Here is a 17,134-nt window from a genome sequence, read left to right as displayed (position 1 = left end):
CGCGGCCTGTGCCGCCGTGGTGGCCAGCAGCGCGGAGAGCAGGGCGGCGGCGCGCCGCCGCCCTGCGGTGTTCGTTCGTGAACTTCGGTTCATCCGATGCTCCAGTGTTGAAGGAATCAACCCACGGGAGATCGGCAAGCGGCGACCCGGCGGACGCCGCACGCCGGAGGCGGCCGCGACAGCGGCACGCGCTCAGGCGTCGACGGGCTTCAGGTGAGGGAAGAGAGACCCGCCTTGCCGATCAGGCAAGGGGCGCCCACTGAGGGCGTTCGGGTCGGGCCGGCGCGTGGGCGCCGCCCGCTTCGTCGGCCGAGGCGCGCGGCGCCACGGTCGACAGGTCGGTGGGCAAGCCCTCCCGCAGCGCCGGCAGGCCGGTGCAGTGGCCATGGCAGTGGCCGCAATCGACATCGGGAGAGCCTGCGGCCGGATCGTCCGCGCGATCGTTGTCGACGTCGACCGGGGCGGCCCCGTGCTGCGGGTGTTCGTGATGGCCCAAGTGCCCGGCGTTCCCGCTCGCTTCGTGCTCGCAATAGGACGCCACCGCCGCCCAGCTGAACTGGAGGGGCAGCAGGGCGAGCAGGACGATGGCGAGGAGGCGGCGCACGGGCGGCAGTGTAGCGAGCCCGGCGCCGCACGGAGGCATTGCAGGGTCATCGGCCCGCCCGCGGGCCGGCGTTCGCCGTGACGGATGTGGCAAGCGCCGGTGACCAGGTGTAAGGCTGCCTTCCACATAACGCCGGCTTAAGTTTGCGCCGCGAGCATCCAGGCCTCAAAGGAGTGTTCATGCGCATCGCCCAGTTCGCCGCCGGTCCCCGCTCGCAGGATGTCGAGACCGCCGCCCCGGTGCCCCATTTCGCCTGGCATGGCGTCGGGGACCCCGGACGCGCCCGCGTCGAGGAGTTCATCCGCCGCGTCTACGGCGAGCGCTACGGCGCGCGGGTGCGCCAGTTCGCCCCGGTGCTGGTGAGCCTGCGCGACGGCGCCGATCCCGATGCCCCGGTGCTGGCCGCCGCCGGCTACCGGGTCGCGACGCAGCCGCTGTTCCTCGAACATTACCTGGACGTTCCGATCGAGCATGCCCTGACCGTGGGCGCGGTGCAGCCGCCGCGCGAACGCATCGTCGAAGTGGGCCACCTGGCCGCCGTCCGTGCCGGCGAGGGCAGGCGCCTGATCCTCCGGCTGGCACAGCACCTGGCAGGGCTGCAGGTCGAATGGGTCGTCAGCACCCTGACCGAAGAACTGCGCCACCTGTTCACGCGCATGGGCGTGGTGCCGAGGGCACTCGGGCCGGCCGACCCGGCCCGTCTCGGCGACGCCGCGCACGACTGGGGAAGCTACTACGAGCACCACCCGGTCGTGCTGGCCGGCCACCTGCCGCTCGCCATGCGTCGACTGGCCGAGCGGGCGCGGGGCGCGGACCGATGAATCTCGTGGAAACGCTGGCGTCGGGGCAGCCCGACGCCTGGCCGGCCGCGCGCTTCGAGGCGGCCGTCGACCGCGCCGCCGAGGCCCTGCGGGCGCGTGGCACGCGCGTGCTGGCGACGCTGTTCGACAACGGCATCGCTTGGCTCGTGGCCGATGCGGGCGCGGCACGGGCCGGGGTGGTGCATGTGCCTTGCCCGGCTTCTTCACGCGCGGGCAGCTGCAGCATGCGCTGGCCGCGGCCGGCGTCGATACCCTGTGGACGTTTCCGGCGGCTGCCGCCGGCTTTCCCGGTGCGCCGTCCGAGCCGCTCCGCTTCGACCCCGGAGCGGAGCCGATCAGCGCGCTGCGCCTCCCGGCGGTGCCGGTCGCGATGCCGGCCGGGACCGCCAAGGTCACCTTCACCTCCGGCACCACCGGCACACCGAAGGGCGTCTGCCTGGGGCAGGCAGCGATGGACCGGGTGGCGCAGGCGATCGGCGAGGCCACGGCCGCGCTGGACATCACCCGCCATCTCAGCGTGCTGCCGTTCGCGGTGCTGCTGGAGAACATCGCCGGCGTGCTGGCGCCGCGCCGGCGCCAGGCCACCTGCATCGCGGTGCCGCTGGCCAGCGTCGGGCTGCACGGTTCGTCGCGCTTCGATCCGGCGCAGCTGCAGGCCGCGGTCGAGTCCTGGCAGCCGCACAGCCTGATCCTGCTGCCGCAGATGCTGCGGGCGTGGACGATGTGGCTGCGGGCCACCGGTCGCCGGGCACCGGCATCGCTGCGGCTGGTGGCCGTGGGCGGTGCCGCGGTCGGTGCGCCGCTGCTGCAGTCGGCACGTGAGCTCGGCATCCCGGCCTACGAAGGCTACGGCCTGTCGGAAGGGGCGTCGGTGCAGACGCTGAACCTGCCCGGCGCCGATCGCCCGGGCAGCACCGGCCGACCGCTGCCGCACGCGCGCCTGCGCATCGCCGCCGACGGCGAGATCGAGGTGACGGGAAGCGCGTTCCTCGGCTACCTCGGCAGCGAGGCGCCACCGCCGGACTGGTGGCCGAGCGGCGACCTCGGCACGATCGACGCCCAGGGCTTCCTGCACGTGCAGGGCCGCAAGAAGCAGGTGCTGATCACGGCCTATGGCCGCAACGTGTCGCCCGAATGGGTCGAGACGGCGCTGCAGAGTGCCGCGGTGGGCGGCCTGCCGCCGATCGCCCAGGCGGTGGTGTTCGGCGATGGCCGGCCGGCACTGTCGGCGGTGCTGTGGCCGTTGCGCGCGGACCTGCCCGACGCCGTGCTGCAGGCAGCCGTCGATGCGGCCAACGCCGGGCTGCCCGACTACGCGCGGGTGCGCCGCTGGGTCCGCGCCCGCGCGGCCTTCGACACCGACACCGGACTCGCCACCGCGAACGGCCGGCCGCAACGTGCCGCCATCGAGCAATTGCACCGCGATGCGCTGGTGGCCGATCCGCTCCCTTCGACCTTCATCACGGAACCGATCTCTCCATGAGCTTTCACGCCCGACTCCTGCGCGACACCGCCGCCGAACGCGGCGAGCTGGTCGCCATTCCCATCATCCAGGGCTGCCTGCGCGGCGAGGTCTCGCGCGACAGCTACCTGGCCTTCCTGACCCAGGCCTACCACCACGTGCGCCACACCGTGCCGCTGCTGCAGGCCTGCCGCGAGCGCGTGGGCTCCTCGCGGCCGGCGTGGCTGACCGACGCGCTGGACGAGTACGTGGAGGAAGAGCGCGGTCACGACGAATGGATCCTCGACGACATCGCGGCCTGCGGCGGCGACAAGGAGGCTGTGCGCCACGGCACGCCGGGCCATGCGACCGAGGTGATGGTGGCCTATGCCTACGACACCATCGCGCGCGGCAACCCGCTGGGCTTCTTCGGCATGGTGCATGTGCTCGAGGGCACCAGCGTGTCTCTGGCGCTGATGGCGGCCGATCGCATCCAGGTGAACCTGCGCCTGCCTGACGCCGCCTTCAGCTACCTGCGTTCGCACGGCACTCTCGACCAGGAGCACACCGCGCATTTCGAGCTGCTGATGGACCGGCTGGACGACCGCGCCGACCAGGACGCCATCGTGCATGCCGCCCGCGCCTTCTACCGCCTCTACGGGGACGTGTTCCGCAGCCTGCCACTGCCCCGGATCGTGGCGTCGGGGGTCCAGCCCACCGCGCAGGCCGCATGATGGGCCTCGACCTGAAGCATTGCAGCGTGGTGCTCACCGGCGCCTCGGGCGGCATCGGCGCGGCCGTGGCGCGCGCCCTGTCCGGAGCCGGTGCGCGGCTGCTGCTCGTCGGCCGGGATGCCGGCCGGCTGGCGGCCCTGGCGCGCACGCTCGAGACCCACCCCGACCAACCGCGGCGCGTCGAGGTGCTGGCCGCGACCTCACCACCAGCGCCGGCGTCGAGGCGGTGCGGCGCGTGGCGCTGGCACGCCGCGCGAACGTGCTCGTCAACAACGCCGGCGTGGCGAGCTTCGGGCGCCTGGACGCGCTGGACGACGCCACATCCTGCAGGCCGTGACGACCAACCTGGTGGCACCGATGCTGCTGACGCGGGCCCTGTTGCCGGGGCTGCTGGCGCAGCGCAGCGCGGCAGTGCTCAACGTGGGTTCGGTGCTCGGGCGGCTGGCGCTGCCGGGCTTCTCGGTCTACAGCGCCACCAAGTTCGGCCTGCGGGGCTTCAGCGAGGCGCTGCGGCGCGAGCTGACCGGCACGCCGGTGCGGGTGCAGTACCTCGGGCCCCGCGTCACCGAGACCGGCTTCAACGCGCCGGAGGTCGAGGCCTACAACCGCAAGACCGGCGCCGCGGTCGACCACCCGGACGACGTGGCGGCCGCGCTGCTGCAACTGCTGCGCGACGGCGCGGCCGAGCGCTTCCTCGGCCTGCCCGAGAAGCTGGCGGTGTGCGTGAACGGCCTCGTGCCGGCGGCGCTCGACGGCGCCTTCAAGTCGCACCGACTGGCGCTGTCGGGCGCCTGAACCCTGAAGATCCAAGGAGAACCCAGATGCTTGCTCGCTTCCCCCTGTTCCTGATGGCCAGCCTCGTGCTCGCCCTCCATGCGCCACTGCTGCGCGCCGGCCCCGTGGAGGACGCCGTCAGCGAGGTCCAGCACGAGTGGGAGGTGACGCGCTACCAGACGCCGCCGAAGGAGCGCGAGAAGCGCTACGAGGCCCTGGTCGCGAAGGCGCACCAGTTCAGCGAGGCCCATCCGGGGCGCAGCGAACCGCTGGTCTGGGAGGCATCGTCGTGAGTTCGCTGGCCGGCGAGAAGGGCGGCCTGGGCGCGCTCGGTCTCGTCAAGCAGGCCAAGAGCCTGTACGAGCAGGCGATCAAGATCAACCCGGAGGCCCTCGACGGCTCGGCCTACAACAGCCTCGGCGTCCTCTACTACAAGGTGCCGGGCTGGCCGATCGGCTTCGGCGACAAGAAGAAGGCCGACGAGCTGATGCTGTCCGCGCTGAAGCTCAACCCCCAGGGCATCGACCCGAACTTCTTCTATGGCGAGTTCCTGCTCGAGCAGAAGCGACCGGCCGACGCACTGGTCTACCTGGAGCGGGCGCTTCAGGCTCCCGCACGGGCCGGCCGGCAGATCGCCGATGCCGGGCGCCGCGACGAGGCCCGGGTGCTCATCGAGAAGGCGAACGCCCAGCTGGGCCGGTGAGGGACAGCGGCCGCGTGGCCGCATCGCGGAGGCCTGAACGGGTCAAGTTGGCCCGGGTCCTGCCGAAGAAGTCCGAGTGCGCTACCGGTGTCACCGGAGCGGGAGCACCGGACCGCCTTCCCGACCCTTGCCCATGACGATCTCCCACCCCTTCAGTCGCCTGCTGACCCGTCTGAGCGTCGGCCGCAAGCTGATGCTGATCTACCTGCTGGACCTCACGGCGGTGATCTTCGTCAGCAGCATCCTGATCAACGAGAAGTTCATCGCGATCGACTTCGCACGCAAGGAGATCGCCGGCAACGCTACATCGCCGGCATGCGCGATGGCCTGATCGATGCCGCGCTGGGGCCGGACGCGAGCGGTGCGGCGGCACGCACGGACCACCGGGCGGCGCTGGCGCTCGCCGAGCGGCAGCACGGCGCGGGCATGCAGAGCGAGGAGCCGAGCCTCGCTCTGGCCGCCGCCTACGGTGTGCTGGCCACGGCCGGACCGGGCGACCGCGGCAAGGCGCAGTCGGACGTGCTGGCGCGCGGGCGCGACCTGATCACGCGGGTCGGCAACCAGTCCAACCTGATCCTGGACCCCGACCTCGACAGCTACTACACGATGTCGCTGATCGTGCTGCGCTACCCGGAGCTGATCGAGACCATCGACGGCATCGGCGCGCAGCTGGCGGCCCAGGTCAGCGCGGGCGCCGGCCTGGCCGAGGCCCGCACGCAGTACCTCATCCTCGAAGGCAAGCTCGACGCGACCCGCCAAGGGATCGACACCGACCACAGCGAGGCCTACGCGGCCGGCGGACCGGCGCTGAAGGCCCAGCTCCGGCCGGCCCACGCGAAGCTGCAGGCCGCACTGGAGGCCTACCGGCGCAGCGCGCGCCTGCTGTTCGACAGCGGCGCCACGCCGCAGTCGCTGGCCGGCGTGCATGTGGCCCAGGCCGGACTGGTGCGCGAGCTGCAGGTCGCCTGGGCGGTGGCCAGCGGCGCGATGGACGGGTTGCTCGACGCGCGTGTCGCGAGCCTCTACCACCGCATGTGGATCCACCTCGGCACCGCGCTGGCCCTGCTGTGCGCGATCCTCGCGATCGTCTACTTCGTGGCCCGGCAGATCGCCATGCCGCTGCGGCATCTGGCCGAGGTGACCGACACCGTGCGTCGCACCGGCGACCACAGCCTGCGCGCGCAGTGGAGCAGCAGCGACGAGATCGGCCGCCTGGTCGTGGGCTTCAACGGCATGCTCGCGCAGCTCGATCAGGAACGCGAGACGCAAAAGGAACTGGCCGCGAGCGCCCGCGCCGCGGAGGCCCAGCGCGCGCTGGTGGAGGCCACGCCGATCCCGCTGGTCGTGACCTCGGTGCCGGGTCACGAGGTGCTGCACGCCAACCCGCCCGCCGAGGCCTGGCTGGCCGGTCATCGCGCCGATCCGTGGAAGCACGGTCTCGACTCTTCGGTGCGGGCGCGCTTCTTCCAGCAACTGGCCGATCGCGGCGCGGTCGACGAATTCGAGGTCCGTTGGGGCGCCGGGGCCGAACCGGCCTGGGCGGTGCTGTCGGCCCGGCGCGTGCGCTACCAGGGCCAGGACGCCGTGCTGACCGCCTTTGCCCCGATCAACCACCTCAAGCTGATGGAGCGGCGGCTCGAGTTGTGGGCCAAGGTGTTCGAGGCCTCCAGCGAAGGCATCCTGATCGTCGATGCGCAGCGCCGCATCCTGACCGCCAACCAGGCGTTCTCGCGCCACACCGGCTACGAGCTGCAGGAGGTGGTGGGCGAGAAGCCGTCTCTGATGCTGGCCGTGGAGCAGACCGACGAGCAGAGCGCTGCGTTCTGGCAGAGCGTGTCGAATCGCGGCACCTGGCAGGGCGAGCTGCAGGTGCGCCGCCGCAACGGCAGTGAGTACCCGGCCTGGCTGATGGTCAACGCCGTGCGGCAGTCGCAGGGTGACATTTCGCACTACATCTTCACGTCGATCGACATCAGCGACCGTAAGAAGAGCGAGCAGCGCATCCGCTTCCTGGCCGACCACGACGTGCTCACCGAGCTGCCGAACCGCTCGCTGTGCACCGAGCGGCTGCGTATGGCCGTGCAGCAGGCACAGCGCAGCGGGCAGCAGGTGGCGGTGATGTTCATCGACCTCGACCGGTTCAAGGACATCAACGACTCGCTCGGCCACCACATCGGCGACGGGCTGCTGCGCTCGGTGGCGCGGCGCCTGGTGGAGGCGGTGCGCGCCGGCGACACCGTCAGCCGGCTGGGCGGTGACGAGTTCGTGATCGTGCTCAACGGCGTGCAGCACATCGACGAGGTCACGCACATCGTCGACCAGCGGCTGATCCCGCTGATCCGTCAGCCGCACCTGGTGGAGGGCGCCGAGCTGCATGTCTCGTGCAGCGTGGGCATCGCCGTCTTCCCGGACGACGCGACCGACATCGACGAGCTGATGAAGCATGCCGACACGGCGATGTACCAGGCCAAGGCCGGCGGCAAGGACGCCGCCGAATTCTTCACCGCCGAGATGACGCAGCGCGCGGAGTCGCGCATGCAGCTCGACGCCGACCTGCGGCGCGCGCTCGAGCTGGGCCGGTTCGAGCTGCACTGGCAGCCGCGCGTGAGCGCGGCCGGCGGCGTGCTGCTCGGCGTGGAAGGCCTGCTGCGCTGGCAGCACCCGCAGCGCGGCCTGGTCTCTCCGGCACACTTCATCCCGCTGGCGGAGGAGACCGGGCTGATCGTGCCGATCGGTGCCTGGGTCATCGAAGAGGCCTGCCGGCAGGTGGCCGCGTGGCGCGCGCAAGGCCTGCCGTCGTTCGGCGTGTCGATCAACCTGTCGGCCCGCCAGCTGCGAGACGACGGCCTGACCGACCTGGTGCGCGCCAGCCTGCTGCGGCATGGTGTGCCGCCCGGCGTGCTGGAGCTCGAACTCACCGAATCGATGGTGATGGACGACGCCGAGCGCAACCTGCGGCAGATGCACACGCTGCGCGACCTGGGCGTCGGGCTCGCGATCGACGACTTCGGCACCGGCTACTCGAGCCTCGCCTACCTGAACCGATTCCCGATCGACAAGCTGAAGATCGACCGCTCGTTCGTGCATGACATGCTGGCCGATCCGACGGATCGGGCCATCACGATGGCCATCATCGGCCTGGACCATGCTCTCGGCCTGCAGGTGGTGGCCGAGGGCGTGGAGGAGCCGCGTGCGGCGGCGCTGCTGCGCGAGGCGCGCTGCGACGAGCTGCAGGGCTACCTGTTCGGGCGGCCGATGCCGGTGCCGGTCTTCGAGGCCTGGCTGGCCGAACGTGAGGCGCCGGTCGCCGGCGTGACCGTGTGAAAAGTCGTGGGGCGGCACTCGCTTGGTGCACTGTGCGGCTGAACGAGAGCCATTCCCGTCGGGAAATTTCAGGATGAGAGAGTCGTTCAAAGATGACGGTTAGACACCCGTCACCTCGGCCCATCGCCATGCCACCACAGCCGTATCGTTAGTCACCCCCGTTGCGGAGAGCCCCATGTCCTTCAGAAGCCTTTCCATCAAGCACAAGCTGGCGACCGCCTTCGCCCTCCTCACGGCCGTGGTGCTCGTGGTGTCGGGCGTGGCCATCCGGGCCCTGGCCAGCGAGCACCAGTCGTTCTCCCACTACGTGAACGAGACCGCCGTCCGCATCACGATGGCCAACGACGTGCTCGACGCGGCGAACGCCCGCGCCATCAGCGCGCGCAACCTGGTGCTGGTCAGCGCGCCGGCCGACCGCGAGATCGAGAAGGCGGCCGTGACGGCGGCGCACAAGAAGGTCGGCGAATCGATGACCCGTCTGCGGACGGCGCTCGCTTCGATGACCGGCGTGAGCGAGGAGGAACGCAAGATGTTCGCCACGCTCGACGGTGTGGAGTCGCGCTACGGCCCGGTGGCGCTCGACATCGTCGGGCTCTCGCTGCAGGGCCGGCGCGACGAGGCGGTGACGAAGATGAACGCCGACTGCCGCCCGCTGCTGTCGGCGCTGGTGAAGTCGGCCAACCAGCTCATCGAACTCAGCGTGGACGTGGCCAAGCGCGACGTGGCGCGCGCCGACGCCGCCGCGGTCGCCAACCGCAACGTGATGCTGGCCGCCTGCGTGGCGGCGGCGGCGCTGGCGGCCGTGCTCGCCTGGATGATCACCCGCGCCATCGTGACGCCCATCAGCCGGGCGATGGAAGTGGCCCAGACCGTCGCGGCCGGCGACCTGCGCTCCACCATCGACGACAGCGCGCGTGACGAGACCGGCAAGCTGCTGGCCGCGCTCAAGTCGATGAACGACAGCCTGGTGAACATCGTCGGCAGCGTGCGCACCAGCAGCGACAGCATCGCCACCGGAAGCGCCCAGATCGCCACCGGCAACGCCGACCTGTCGCACCGCACCGAACAGCAGGCCGCCAGCCTGCAGGAGACTGCGGCCTCGATGGAACAGATGAACGCGACGGTGAAGGCCAATGCCGACACCGCGCGCCAGGCCATCCAGCTCGCCGGCTCCGCCAGCGGCGCGGCGGAGAAGGGCGGCCAGGTGGTCGGCCAGGTGGTGGCGACGATGGACGACATCACCGCCAGCTCGCGGCAGATCGCCGACATCATCGGCGTGATCGACGGCATCGCCTTCCAGACCAACATCCTGGCGCTGAACGCCGCGGTGGAAGCGGCGCGTGCCGGCGAGCAGGGCCGCGGCTTCGCGGTGGTGGCGAGCGAGGTGCGCAACCTGGCGCAGCGCAGCGCCAGCGCCGCCAAGGAGATCAAGGAGCTCATCGGGGCCAGCGTCGAGAAGGTCGAGGCGGGCACCCGCCTGGTCGGCGATGCGCGGACCTCGATGGACGACATCGTGGTCCAGGTGAAGCGCGTGTCCGACCTCATCTCGGAGATCGGCGCGGCCACCATCGAGCAGACCACCGGCATCGGGCAGGTCAGCACCGCGGTGTCGCAACTCGACCAGGCCACCCAGCAGAACGCGGCCCTCGTCGAAGAGAGCGCCGCCGCCGCCGACAGCCTGAAGCAGCAGGCTTCGAAGCTGGCGTCGGTGGTGAGCGTCTTCAAGCTGGCGACCTGAGCGATCGGCGCGGTTCGGCGCGGCCTCCTCGTCTTCAGGCGCGATAGGCCGGGCATCGATGCAGGCCCCTAGAATCCGCCGGCCCGCGTCGCGGGCGCATGACTTCTCAACTCCCGGTATCCGAAGACCCCATGGCAACTGCTAAGAAGACCGCGACCAAGACCCCGATCAAGAAGACCGCTGCGGCCAAGAAGGCTGCTCCCGCGAAGAAGGCCGTCAAGGCCGCCGCTCCGGCGAAGGCTGCAGCCGGCCCGCTGAAGCCCATCAAGACGGCGCTCAACAAGACCGGCCTGATCGCTCACCTGGCACAAGCCGCTGCGGTCGATGCCAAGGCCGTGAAGGCCGTGATCGCCTCGCTCGAAGCCACCATCCTGGCCTCGGTGCACAAGAAGGGCCTGGGCTCGTTCACCTTGCCCGGTCTCCTGAAGGTCAACGTGATCAACGTGGCGGCCAAGAAGAAGCGCACCGGCATCGATCCCTTCACCAAGCAGGAACGCGTGTTCGCAGCCAAGCCCGCCACGGTCAAGATCAAGACCCGCGCGCTGAAGAAGCTCAAGGACGCGGCGCTCTGATCTGATCTGAGCTCACGCGATCCGCACGCCAGCCGGCGGTGGCACCGAGGTGCCACCGCCGGCTTCTCTTTTTCCGGGGCGCGCCGGCCATCGAGGTGCGGAACGCGGCTGCTACATTGCTGCAACGATGCAGACCCCGCCCCTGCAGGCATCCGGCGACCGCGAACTCGTCGACCTCAACCGACGCTTCTACGACTCGCTCTGGTCCGGCGCCCGGCTGGTCGAGCCGCGACGCTTCAACACCTGGCCGCTCGTGCAGTCGCTGGGGCCATCGGCGGAGCGTCGGCTCGAGGTGGCGCCCGGATTGCGGCCGCGCCTGCCGATCGAGGGCACGCAGTTCGTCGACATCAGCGGCCCGGCGCTCGGCAAGCTGCGCGATCGCGGCGCGCAGGTCGTGTTCGGTGAGGTGACCGCACTGCCGTTCGCGGAGGCCGCCTTCGATCTGGTGTGTGCCCTCGACATCATCGAGCACGTGGACGACGAGGACGGCGCGTTGTCGGAGCTGTCACGGGTCGCGAAGCCCGGTGCGGCGGTGCTGATCTCGACGCCGCTGCATCCCGAGCAATGGACCCCGTTCGACGACTTCGTGGGCCACAAGCGGCGCTACGAGCCTGACCGTCTGCTCGCCAAGCTGGCGCAGCACCATCTGCAGGTGGAGCGCAGCGCGGTGTTCGGCATGCAGCCACCGTCGTCGCGGCTGGTCGAACTGGGCATGTGGTGGCTCGCTCACCATCGCGAGCGGGCCCTGTGGTGGTACAACAAAATGCTGATGCCGCTCGGCCTGCGCTTCCAGAAGGAACTGCACTTCGTGCCCGGCATGATCCCGACGGCCGGTGTCGACGAAGTGCTGCTGGTGTGCCGAAGCGTCGCGCCGGCGCGGGAAAATTCCGCACTCGCCGACGCTCCGGTGTAACGCCGCCCGAAGCGGGCCGGCGCGCTTCCTACACTGCGCGTCATGCAGAACAGTGCCCCTCAAGTCCACCCCGGCCCGCCCGTCGCAGGCGCCGCCAGGCAGCACGCGGAGACGAGCCAGCGGGTCGCCGACGAGCGACCGCCGGCCGGCGAGGCGATGCTGGAGCTGATCGGCCTGATCGCCATCGCGGTGGCCGCTGCGGCCGTGTACTTCGGTGCCCGCAGGACGCGCCGGGATCGCAGGGGCGGGGCCTCCGGAGCCCACGAGAAACGCGCACGACGCGGCGCGGCCCCGCGCCCGTCGACCTACGGCTGAGCCGGCGCCGGTGGGCCGTCGCGCCGCGCGAGTTGGCTCGCCGCGGTGCAGGGTAGTTCCCTAGAAGCCTGCCTCCCGCTCGCTGTGCGAGAGTCGGTCGACGCGCTCGACCGGGCGCGGCGCATCGCGTCCCGCAGGAGAGGTTCATGTTCCAGCAGAAGAAGGTCATCATCAGCTGCGCCGTCACCGGCGCGGTCCACACGCCGTCGATGTCGCCCTACCTGCCGGTCACGGCCGAGGAGATCGCCGAGTCGTCGATCGCTGCCGCCGAGGCCGGCGCCGCCATCATCCACCTGCACGCGCGCGACCCCGCGACCGGCAAACCCGACCAGCGGCCCGAGGCCTTCACGCCCTTCCTGAAGACGATCAAGGCGCGCTGCGACGCGGTCGTCAACCTCACCACCGGCGGGTCGCCCTACATGACGGTGCAGGAGCGCATGCAGCCGGCCAAGGTGCTCAAGCCCGAGGTGGCCTCGATGAACATGGGCACGATGAACTTCGGCCTGTTCCCGATGCTCAAGCGCTTCAAGGAGTTCAAGCACGACTGGGAGCGGCCCTATCTCGAGGGCAGCAAGGACTTGATCTTCCGCAACACCTACGGCGACCTGGAGACCGTGCTGACCGAGCTCTCGGCCAACGAGACGCGCTATGAGTTCGAGTGCTACGACACCGCGCACCTCTACAACCTCGCGCACTTCGTCGAGCGCGGCCTGGTGAAGGCGCCGTTCTTCGTGCAGACCGTGTTCGGCATCCTGGGCGGCATCGGCACCCACCCGGACGACGTGATGCACATGAAGCGCACGGCGGACCGGCTGTTCGGCGACGACTACCGCTGGTCGGTGCTGGGCGCGGGCGCCAGCCAGATGAAGATCGCCGCCATGGCCGCGGCGATGGGCGGCAACGTGCGTGTCGGCCTGGAAGACAGCCTGTGGATCGGCAAGGGCCAGCTCGCACGCTCGAACGCCGACCAGGTGCGCCGCGTGCGCGGCATCCTCGAAGGCCTGGGTCTGGAGATCGCCACGCCGGCCGAGGCACGCGAGATCCTGCAGCTCAAGGGCATGGCCAAGGTGGCGTTCTGAGGCGCGCCCGCGCGCCCGTGTCCGACCCGGCGCATGCCGGCCTCTGTTCGTAGAAGGAGTCCTCCGATGTCCCTCTGGACCTGCACCCTGGACGATGGCGTCGTCACCGCGATCTACCGCAACCCGCCGATGAACTACTTCTGCGCCGAGGGCGCGGCCGAACTCGGCGCGCTGGTCGAATCCTGGCGCGACCCCGCCGTCAAGGCGGTGGTGCTGTCGGGCGGCATGGCCGGCCGCTTCATCACGCACTACAGCGTCGAGGAGCTGCTGTCCTATGCCGAAGACCGCGCGGCCATGCGGCAGGCCGGCACGGCGTTGAACGACGGCTACCACGCGCTGCTGCTGGGGCTGCGCGACCTGCCCAAGCCGGTCATCGTGGCGATGAACGGCGACGCGATGGGCGGCGGCTTCGAGCTGTGCCTGGCCTGCGACCTGCGCATCGCCCAGCGCGGCGATTTCCGCTACGGCCTGCCCGAGGTCAAGCTCGGCATCCTGCCGGGCGGCAGTGGCACGCAGCGCCTGTCGCGGCTGATTGGCGCCGGCCGCGCCATCGAGTTCATCCTGCGCGGGCGCATCGTCGAGCCCGCGGTGGCGCTGGAGATGGGGCTGGTGCACGAACTCGCCGACGACGCCCTGCGGCGCGCGCAGCAGATTGCCCACGAGATGGTGCTCACGCCGCCGTTCGCGATGGCGATGGCCAAGCGCGCGGTCTACGAGGGTTCGGACACCAGTTTGGCGGCCGGCCTGAAGCTCGAGGGCGAACGCTTCCTCGAGACCATGCTGTCCGACGGCAGCGTGAGCGCGATGCGCGCCTACGTGGCCCAGCCGCTGGAGGCACGCCGGGCCTGGCTGGAGAAGCCGCCGGCGGCGCGGTAGTCCTTCGGGCTGCTGGCGAACTCGCGCTTGAAGATCTTGCTGAAGCTGCTGGAGTCGCCGAAACCCCAGCGGTAGGCGATCTGCGTGATGCTGAGGTGCGCGGTCTCGGCCGCGCGCAGGTCGCGGCGGCAGCGGTCCAGCCGCTGGCGCCGTATCCAGCCGCGGCCGTGGTGTCGGCCCGTTCGAACAGCCGGTGCAGGTGGCGCTCGGTGATGCCGCAGTCGCTCGCGACGCGGCGTGTGTCGAGTTCCGGATCGTCGAGGTGGCGGCCGATGTAGGCCATCACCCCTTGCAACACGATCTTCCCGCTGCGTCCGGCGCAGGGCTCGGCCTGCGCGCTCAGCGTGGAGGCCAGCAGTTCCACGCTGGCATGCAGCACGTGGCCCGCGTTGCCGCGCGGCAGCTCGCCGAAGCGCGCGTCGAGCGAGATGAGGTGGTCGACGAACAGCCGGCTGAGGCCGCTGGTGGCCGCGAAGCGGCGGCCGACGAACTCGCCGGCGCGCGGCAGCGCGAGCAGCAGTTCGCGCTGCGGCACCGCGAGGGTGATCTGCCGCAGGCCCGCGCCGGTGATGAAGGTCATCGGGCGTGCGCTGTCCCAGAGCGCGAAGCTGCCCGGGTTCAGCGTGAGTTCCTCGCCATCGATCGCCAGGCAGATCGACCCCTCGGCGATGTAGATCAGGTTGTAGAGCGCCTCGCTGTCCTGCGCCATCTCGCGCGCACCGCGCGTGCCGACGATGCCGCCCTGGGCGGAGGTGAGGTGCGTGACGCGAAAGCCGTCGAAGCGGCCCTGGCGGATGAAGGCCGGGAAGCGCTCGCAGCGGATCGGCCGGATCGACCAGTGCAGGTGGCGTCGATGACGAAGTCGCGCCAGCAGTCGAACTGCTTGCTCGGAGCCACGCGCTCCGTCGACCAGACGGCGGGGTCCTCCCAGCGATCGACCAGCGATGAGATCTGCCTGTCCACTTCGGGTCTCCTGCTCGCGGCCGCCGACGGCCGGGGTGGGTGCGAACCATCATAGGAGCGCCGCGCCGCGCGCCGCAATCCGCAGTGCCCCGCAGCGCCGGCGATGTCAGCCCTGGCCAAGTGGCGCGTCATGTGCGGCCAAGGCGGCGGCCGCCGCGCTGGCTAGCATGGCTTCGCATGCCGCACCGACTGTCCGGTGCGGCCCACCGGAGGCTCGCCCATGTTGATCAGCACCGTCGAGAAGGAAGCGCTCTCGCCCTACATGCGCAAGATCGCGGACGACCTGTACCCGCGCGTCGACCCGCTGTTCATGCCGCACTTCGAGCGCTACATGGCCTGCTCGGCAACGCGCCGGAGCACGCGGAGCGCTTCTTTCCGTACTACTTCGGCATCTGGTTCGACAACGGCCTGGGCCCGCGCATCACCGAGCTCGCGCGGCTCGCGATCGCGAACGGCACGCAGTGCCAGCTGTGCCTGGCGGTGCGCTACACCGCCGAGGTCGGCGAGGCCGATGTCGCCGCGCTCCCGGGCGTCGACGCGAGCACGCTGACGCCGGCGGAGCGCGCGGTGGTGCGCTTTGCCACGCACTTCGGCAACGACCATCACCAGGTCACGGCCGAGCATTTCGAGGACTTGCAGCGCCACTTCAGCGACGAGCAGATCACCGAGTTGCTGCTGTGGAGCGCGATGGCGCTGGGCCTGGGGCGCATCCTCAAGGTGGCGCAGCTGGTCGACGACAGCTGCCCGCTGCCGGCGCGCGACGGCTCGGCTCGCACCGAGACGATCGCCGCGGCCTGAGGCCGCGGCCGCGCCGCTGCCGGCCCTGCGGGCGGTCAGAAGCCGAACTCGGCCGCCATCTCGTCGACCAGGCCGCGCTGGAAGGCGGCGTAGCGTTCGTTGGGCTGCTGGCCGCCGGTGAAGTGCAGGAACGGATCCTCGACACCCAGGCGTTCGCCGGCCAGCGTTTCCACCACCGCGTGGCCGCAGAACGGGACGCAGGCCTCCGAGTAGCCGCCCTCGTGCACCACCACCAGCCTGCCGCCGCAGTGGCGGTCGGCCAGCGCCATCACCCGCTCGGTCAGCTGGCGGTAGGACTCGCTGTGCAGCAGCATGCGCGCCAGCGGATCGACGCCGTTGGCGTCGAAGCCGCTGGCGACGATGAGGAGCTCGGGACGGTAGCGGTCGATCGCCGGCGTCACGATGCGCTCCATCGCGTACAGGTACGCATCGTGCCCGCCGCCGGGCAGCAGCGGCACGTTGACGTTGTAGCCGAGGCCGCGGCCCTGGCCGCGGTCGGGCGCGCCGCTGTAGCCGACCGGGAAGCAGCCTTCCTGGTGCAGCGACACGGTCAGCACGTCGTCGCGCTCGTAGAAGATCGACTGCGTGCCGTTGCCGTGGTGCACGTCCCAGTCCAGCACCGCGATGCGCTTCACGCCGTGGCGCGCGCGTGCGGCCTCGATCGCGATCGGGATGTTGGCGAGCAGGCAGAAGCCCATCGGCATGTCGGCGAGGCAGTGGTGGCCGGGCGGACGCGACATCGAATAGGCGTTGCGGTGGGCGCCCGAGAGCACCGCGTCGACCGCATGCAGCGCGAGGCCGGCCGACTGCCTGGCGATTTCGTAGCTGCCCGGTCCGAAGGGCGCGTAGAGGCCGATCTCGCCGCCGCCCTGGTCGGACAGCGCCTTGAAGCGCTCCAGGTAGGCCGTCGGATGGACGCGCTGCAGGTCCTCCTCGGTGGCCATCGGCGCGCTGCGCAGGTGGACCTTGTCCGCGAGCCCGGAGACCTGCATCAGCGACACCATGCGCCGCTTCGATTCGGGGGATTCGGCCAGCCCCGCGCCGGCCGGCGGCTGCACCCAGCCACCCACCGGTGCGATCAGGGCGAAGCCGCCCATGGTGCTGTGCCAGAGGCAGCGTTCGTCGTGGAAGAAGGCGGTGGGCAGGGGCATGAGCGGAGGTCCTTTGCGTGGCGGCCTGTCGGTGCGTGCGCGGCGATGCGCGGGGCCGAAAGCTGGATTCGAGCCTCAAGTGCGCCGTCGCCGCGGAGGGTTTTCCCGAGCCGACGGCCGCGCCGCCGCGTTCTTGCCGAAGCGTGATAGTTCGGGGCCGCGGCGCGATGGAGACTGCCGCCGAACGCTCGACGCACGGTCGCGGTGTCGGTGGGCGACACCGGCGAGCCGGAGGAGAGGGCGGACGGGAGGCCCAGGATGCGGAGGATTCACCGGCACGTCGGTGCGTGCGCTCGGGTCGCGGCCTGCGCGGCCGGGCTGCGCTCGG

16 protein-coding genes and 3 pseudogenes are annotated in these 17,134 nt (G+C 70.9%); 15 read left to right on the top strand and 4 right to left on the bottom strand.

Features of this window, described 5'->3' with window-relative positions; genetic code table 11:
- Positions 1–241: 241 nt before the first annotated feature.
- Positions 242–604, bottom strand: coding sequence for a hypothetical protein (locus Y694_RS13515; protein ID WP_036233281.1), 363 nt, complete (start codon positions 602–604; stop codon positions 242–244).
- A gap of 179 nt (positions 605–783) precedes the next feature.
- Between Y694_RS13515 and Y694_RS13510 the strand changes: the two genes are divergently transcribed.
- From Y694_RS13510 to Y694_RS13455, 14 genes and pseudogenes are all read left to right on the top strand, one after another.
- Complete coding sequence (locus tag Y694_RS13510; protein ID WP_011830253.1) at positions 784–1,425, top strand: thermostable hemolysin; 642 nt, start codon at positions 784–786, stop codon at positions 1,423–1,425.
- 190 nt (positions 1,426–1,615) lie between these two features.
- Positions 1,616–2,908, top strand: coding sequence for an AMP-binding protein (locus Y694_RS13505; protein WP_231497690.1), 1,293 nt, complete (start codon positions 1,616–1,618; stop codon positions 2,906–2,908).
- A complete protein-coding gene (locus tag Y694_RS13500; RefSeq protein ID WP_036233278.1) occupies positions 2,905–3,600 on the top strand; it encodes a TenA family transcriptional regulator in 696 nt (231 codons plus the stop codon). Before Y694_RS13505 ends, Y694_RS13500 begins: the two co-directional genes overlap by 4 nt.
- Positions 3,597–3,701: pseudogene (locus Y694_RS25915) on the top strand (short chain dehydrogenase); the annotation flags it as partial. The gene Y694_RS13500 and the pseudogene Y694_RS25915, both read left to right, overlap by 4 nt.
- 232 nt (positions 3,702–3,933) lie before the next feature.
- Positions 3,934–4,395 carry an SDR family NAD(P)-dependent oxidoreductase gene (locus Y694_RS25910; RefSeq protein ID WP_231497689.1) on the top strand — a complete coding sequence of 154 codons (462 nt, stop codon included), beginning with the start codon at positions 3,934–3,936 and terminating at the stop codon, positions 4,393–4,395.
- Positions 4,396–4,421: 26 nt separating this feature from the next.
- Positions 4,422–4,667, top strand: coding sequence for a hypothetical protein (locus Y694_RS25905; RefSeq protein WP_231497691.1), 246 nt, complete (start codon positions 4,422–4,424; stop codon positions 4,665–4,667).
- Positions 4,664–5,077, top strand: coding sequence for a hypothetical protein (locus tag Y694_RS13490; protein WP_231497688.1), 414 nt, complete (start codon positions 4,664–4,666; stop codon positions 5,075–5,077). The genes Y694_RS25905 and Y694_RS13490 overlap by 4 nt, the downstream gene beginning before the upstream one ends.
- Before the next feature lie 133 nt (positions 5,078–5,210).
- Positions 5,211–8,401, top strand: a pseudogene (locus tag Y694_RS13485) (EAL domain-containing protein).
- A 175-nt stretch (positions 8,402–8,576) separates the two neighbouring features.
- Complete coding sequence (locus Y694_RS13480) at positions 8,577–10,139, top strand: methyl-accepting chemotaxis protein (RefSeq protein ID WP_036233276.1); 1,563 nt, start codon at positions 8,577–8,579, stop codon at positions 10,137–10,139.
- Positions 10,140–10,270: 131 nt separating this feature from the next.
- Positions 10,271–10,711, top strand: coding sequence for an HU family DNA-binding protein (locus Y694_RS13475; RefSeq protein ID WP_036233274.1), 441 nt, complete (start codon positions 10,271–10,273; stop codon positions 10,709–10,711).
- A gap of 127 nt (positions 10,712–10,838) precedes the next feature.
- Positions 10,839–11,624, top strand: a complete 786-nt coding sequence (locus tag Y694_RS13470; protein WP_036233271.1) for a class I SAM-dependent methyltransferase — start codon at positions 10,839–10,841, stop codon at positions 11,622–11,624.
- A 42-nt stretch (positions 11,625–11,666) separates the two neighbouring features.
- Positions 11,667–11,939, top strand: a complete 273-nt coding sequence (locus Y694_RS13465; RefSeq protein ID WP_036233268.1) for a hypothetical protein — start codon at positions 11,667–11,669, stop codon at positions 11,937–11,939.
- 146 nt (positions 11,940–12,085) lie between these two features.
- Positions 12,086–13,018: a 3-keto-5-aminohexanoate cleavage protein gene (locus Y694_RS13460; protein WP_036233264.1), complete on the top strand. Its 933-nt coding sequence runs from the start codon at positions 12,086–12,088 to the stop codon at positions 13,016–13,018.
- Positions 13,019–13,084: 66 nt separating this feature from the next.
- Positions 13,085–13,894 carry an enoyl-CoA hydratase/isomerase family protein gene (locus Y694_RS13455; protein WP_011830243.1) on the top strand — a complete coding sequence of 270 codons (810 nt, stop codon included), beginning with the start codon at positions 13,085–13,087 and terminating at the stop codon, positions 13,892–13,894.
- Here the strand turns inward: Y694_RS13455 and Y694_RS27230 are convergent.
- The gene (locus Y694_RS27230; protein WP_409072485.1) at positions 13,831–14,013 is read right to left on the bottom strand and encodes a helix-turn-helix domain-containing protein; all 183 of its coding nucleotides are present in this window, start codon (positions 14,011–14,013) and stop codon (positions 13,831–13,833) included. The genes Y694_RS13455 and Y694_RS27230 overlap by 64 nt on opposite strands.
- A 281-nt stretch (positions 14,014–14,294) precedes the next feature.
- Positions 14,295–14,717, bottom strand: a pseudogene (locus Y694_RS27225) (cupin domain-containing protein); the annotation flags it as partial.
- Between the two features lie 317 nt (positions 14,718–15,034).
- On the opposite strand from Y694_RS27225, the gene Y694_RS13445 reads away from it, so the two are divergent.
- Positions 15,035–15,655 (top strand): carboxymuconolactone decarboxylase family protein, encoded by a 621-nt coding sequence (locus Y694_RS13445; protein ID WP_036233260.1) that lies wholly within the window; start codon positions 15,035–15,037, stop codon positions 15,653–15,655.
- Between the two features lie 35 nt (positions 15,656–15,690).
- Here Y694_RS13445 and Y694_RS13440 read toward each other — a convergent pair whose 3' ends face one another.
- Positions 15,691–16,806 carry a class II histone deacetylase gene (locus tag Y694_RS13440; protein ID WP_036233257.1) on the bottom strand — a complete coding sequence of 372 codons (1,116 nt, stop codon included), beginning with the start codon at positions 16,804–16,806 and terminating at the stop codon, positions 15,691–15,693.
- Positions 16,807–17,134 lie beyond the last annotated feature (328 nt).

The sequence above is a fragment of the Methylibium sp. T29-B genome (assembly GCF_000576225.1).
GTDB classification, from domain to species: Bacteria; Pseudomonadota; Gammaproteobacteria; order Burkholderiales; family Burkholderiaceae_C; genus Methylibium; species Methylibium petroleiphilum.
The sequence above is the reverse complement of the archived record's forward strand: the minus strand, read 5'-3'. Positions and strand labels throughout refer to the sequence as shown.